This window comes from Microbacterium umsixpiens, assembly GCF_053543675.1.
On sequence record NZ_JBLVOH010000192.1, the window covers coordinates 4,239 to 8,380 of the forward strand.

Sequence of the window (4,142 nt, forward strand, 5' to 3'; positions counted from 1 at the left end):
GGCCCACGCCGGGTCGATCGCCGCGACCGTCCGCGCGAACGTGCGGGAGGTCTCCACGATCTCGGCCGCGATCACCGCGCGAGGACTCTTCTTCCGTAGACCCGAGCCGGGGAAGATCGAGAAGCGGATGCCACGGGCGCCGCGGTACTCGGCGATGCGACGGCCCTTCGGCTCCTTCGCGGGAGAGTGCGCCTTGCCCGCCGGGGCGGTGCGCTCGTCGAGGAGGCCGATCTGCGACAGGAGTCCCGACAGCAGGGCGCGGTGGATGGCGTCCGGGTCGCTCGTTCCGGTGTCGTCGCCGGCGCGGTCGGGCGTCTTCACGAGCGTGCGCAGCTGACGGTGCACGTCGAACCACTCCCGCACTCGCACGTAATTGAGATGCTCCGAGCGGCACAGCCGACGGAACGCACTCGACCCGAGCTCACGCTGCTGTTCGCGCAGATGGTTCCAGAGGTTCAGCAGGGCCAGGAAGTCACTGGTCGGGTCGACGAACCGGGCGTGCAGGCGGTCGGCCTCCTCGCGGCGCTCCTCGGGTCGCTCGCGCACATCCTGGATCGTCATGCCCGAGACGATCGCGAGCACATCGCGGGTCACGGTGCCGGCCGAGCCCCCGCGCCCCGCCTCGATCAGCATCCGCGCGAACCGCGGGTCGATCGGCATGCGTGCGATGTCGCGACCGATGCGGGTCAGGTGCGGCGACCCGTCGCGACGGGACGGCTCGACCGCACCGAGCTCGGTGAGCAGGTCGAACGCCGCCTTCACTCCGCGAGAGTCGGGCGGCGTGAGGAACGGGAAGGCCGTGATGTCGCCGAACCCGAGCGAGAGCATCTGCAGGATGACGGACGCGAGCGAGGTGCGCAGGATCTCGGGCTCGGTGTACTCCGGGCGCCGGTCGTAGTCCTCTTCCGAGTAGAGGCGGATCGCGATGCCGTCGCTGGTGCGGCCGGCGCGGCCGGATCGCTGGTTCGCCGAGGCCTGCGAGACCGCCTCGATCGGCAGACGCTGCACCTTGGACCGGTTGCTGTAGCGCGAGATGCGCGCGGTGCCAGTGTCGATGACGTACTTGATGCCGGGCACCGTGAGGCTCGTCTCGGCGACGTTCGTGGCGAGGATGACGCGGCGGCGGACGCCCGCCACCCTGCTGCGCTCGAACACGCGGTGCTGGTCGGCGGCGGAGAGCCGGCCGAACAAGGGGAGCACCTCGGTGGGGGCGCGGTCGTTCGCGTAGGCGCCGCGCACGGCGTCGGCCGCATCCCGGATCTCGGCCTCGCCGGGGAGGAACACGAGCACATCGCCCGGCGCCTCGCGGTCGAGCTCGCGCAGGGCGGCGACGATGGCCGAGACCTCGTCCTCCGGCTCGGCCGGTGCGTCCTCGTCGTCCCCGTCTTCGACCTGTCCGCGGTAGCGGATCTCGACCGGATACGTGCGACCGGATACCTCGATGATCGGCGCCGGTGTGCCATCCGCCGCGGCGAAGTGCTTCGCGAAGCTCTCCGGGTCGATGGTCGCCGAGGTGATGATCACCTTGAGGTCGGGGCGCTCCGGCAGGATGCGGGCCAGGTAGCCGAGCAGGAAGTCGACGTTGAGGGAGCGTTCGTGCGCCTCGTCGATGATGATCGTGTCGTACCGGGTGAGCAGTCGGTCGCGGTGGATCTCGTTGAGCAGGATGCCGTCGGTCATCAGCGCGATGCGCGTGGCGTCCGACACCTTGTCGGTGAAGCGCACCTTGTAGCCGACGAGCGTGCCGAGCTCGACCTGGAGCTCTTCCGCGACCCGCTCCGCGATCGTCCGGGCGGCGAGGCGACGCGGTTGGGTGTGCGCGATGCGCTCCCGCCCGAGCTCGAGCGCGATCTTCGGCAGCTGGGTGGTCTTGCCCGACCCGGTGGCGCCCGCGACGATCACGACCTGGTGGTCGCGGATGGCGTCGCCGATCTCGACCCGGGCAGCGCTGACGGGCAGCTCCGGAGGGTAGGAGATCACGGGGGAGGACATAGCCCTCCATCGTATGACGGGATTCGCCCCCTACGATCATCTGGTGATCACCGCTGCCGCCCCCGTCCGCTGGTTCCGCGAGTTCGGGCGCCCGCCGCGCATCCTCGGACTGGATGTCGCTCGCGGGCTGGCGATCCTCGGCATGGCGGGCGCGCACATCGGCGAGACCGAGGCGTTCGAGTGGATGGACCCGGCGACGTGGACCGACCTCGTGCACGGGCGCTCGTCGATCCTGTTCGCGCTCCTCGCCGGAGTGTCCATCGCGCTGATGACCGGACGCAGCGTGCTGCCGGAGCGCGAGCGCCTGCCGAGCATCCGCCTGAACCTCGTCGGGCGCGGGGCAGTGATCTTCCTGATCGGACTGGCGCTGGAGATGCTGAACACCCCGATCGCGGTGATCCTCACGCTCTACGGCATCCTCTATGTCGCGGTGATCCCGTTCCTCCGGTGGCGCCCGTGGCAGCTGCTGCTCGCCGCGGCAGCGCTCGCCCTGCTCGGCCCGGCGCTGCTGGCGTTCCTCGGAGCCGTGATGCTGCATCCCTTCGGCACCGGGATCGGCTTCGTGCTGTACGGCACCTACCCGATCACGGTGTGGCTGGCCCTCGTGCTCGGCGGCATGGCGCTGGGACGGATGCACGTCGAGCGTGTGCGCACCGCCGTGATCGCGCTCGCGGTCGGCATCGTGCTCGCGGTGGTCGGCTACGGCCTCGGCGGCATCGGTCAGGCTGCGGGCCTCAGCACACCGGCCGAATACAGCAGCTCCTCATTCGTCGACGGCTCCTCGTTCAGCGAGAGCTCCTTCGACGTGTCAATGCCGAACGGGTGGGAGGGGTATCCGCAGGCGCTGGAAGCGTCCGATCCGCTGGGCTCCGTGCTCGCGGCGGTGTTCGCGGTCGAGCCGCACAGCGGTGGCACGGCCGAGGTACTCGGCTCCGGCGGCTTCGCGCTGACCGTCATCGCCCTGTGCCTGCTGCTCAGCCGACCGCTGCGCTGGGTGCTGCTGCCGCTGGGCGCGCTGGGCTCCATGCCGCTGACGGCATACAGTGCGCACGTGCTGTCGATCGTCCTGTTCGGAGGGCCCGGGGGCTTCTTCTCCAGCAACGAGTTCTGGGCCTCGACCGCCATCGGGCTGCTGGTGGTGACGACGCTCTGGTCGATGTTCTTCGGCCGAGGACCGCTGGAACGGCTCGTCGGCCGCGGGGCGGCGGCGATGGCACTTGTTTCTTCATCCCCGGCCTCGACGTCGGATGCCGGTCATAGGCTGGAGGGATGAGCATTCCTGCACTCGAACTGAACGACGGCAACTCCATCCCGCAGCTCGGCTACGGCGTCTTCAAGGTGCCGCCGGCAGAGACCGAGCGCGCGGTGAGCGAGGCGCTCGAGATCGGCTACCGCCACATCGACACCGCCGCCATCTACGGCAACGAAGAGGGCGTCGGCGCCGCGATCGCCGCGTCCGGCATCGCCCGCGACGAGCTGTTCATCACGACCAAGCTCTGGAATGACCGTCACCACGGCGACGAGCCGCGTGCGGCCATCGGCGAGAGCCTCGACAAGCTCGGCCTCGAGAAGGTCGACCTGTACCTGGTGCACTGGCCGGCCCCCGCGATCGGCGACTACCTGCACGCGTTCACGAAGCTCATCGAGCTGCGTGAGGCGGGTCTCACCCGCAGCATCGGCGTCTCGAACTTCCTGGTGCCGCACCTCGAGCGCGTGGTGAAAGAGACCGGCGTGGTGCCGGCCGTGAACCAGATCGAACTGCACCCGGCCTACCAGCAGCGCGACGTGGTCGCCTGGGCCGGCGAGCACGGCATCAAGATCGAGGCCTGGGGTCCGCTCGGGCAGGGCAAGTACGACCTGTTCGGCACCCCGGCGGTGGCAGATGCCGCGGCCGCGCACGGGGTCACCCCTGCGCAGGCCGTGCTGCGCTGGCACCTGCAGAAGGGGATCATCGTGTTCCCGAAGTCGGTGCGCGCCGAGCGTCTGCGCGAGAACCTCGACGTCTTCGGCTTCGAGCTGACCGATGCTGAGATCGCCGCGATCGACGCCCTCGACCCGCTCGACGGCTCGGGCCGCGTCGGCTCGCACCCGGACGAGGTCAACTGACCCGGGTGATCGGATCGGGCCTCCCGGCCTACATGACGCCCCGT

The 4,142-nt window shown here is 70.0% G+C and carries 2 protein-coding genes and 1 pseudogene; 2 read left to right on the forward strand and 1 reads right to left on the reverse strand.

Annotated features, from left to right (window positions below; translation table 11 throughout):
* Positions 1 to 1,992 (reverse strand): ATP-dependent RNA helicase HrpA (gene hrpA / locus ACNPM4_RS17300; RefSeq protein ID WP_448986504.1); only part of this gene is annotated, 1,992 nt, incomplete at its 3' end.
* 13 nt (positions 1,993 to 2,005) lie between these two features.
* On the opposite strand from hrpA, the pseudogene ACNPM4_RS17305 reads away from it, so the two are divergent.
* Positions 2,006 to 2,635 (forward strand): annotated as a pseudogene (locus ACNPM4_RS17305) (heparan-alpha-glucosaminide N-acetyltransferase domain-containing protein); the annotation flags it as partial.
* A gap of 626 nt (positions 2,636 to 3,261) precedes the next feature.
* A complete protein-coding gene (locus ACNPM4_RS17310) occupies positions 3,262 to 4,098 on the forward strand; it encodes an aldo/keto reductase (protein WP_215070994.1) in 837 nt (278 codons plus the stop codon).
* Positions 4,099 to 4,142: the final 44 nt, after the last annotated feature.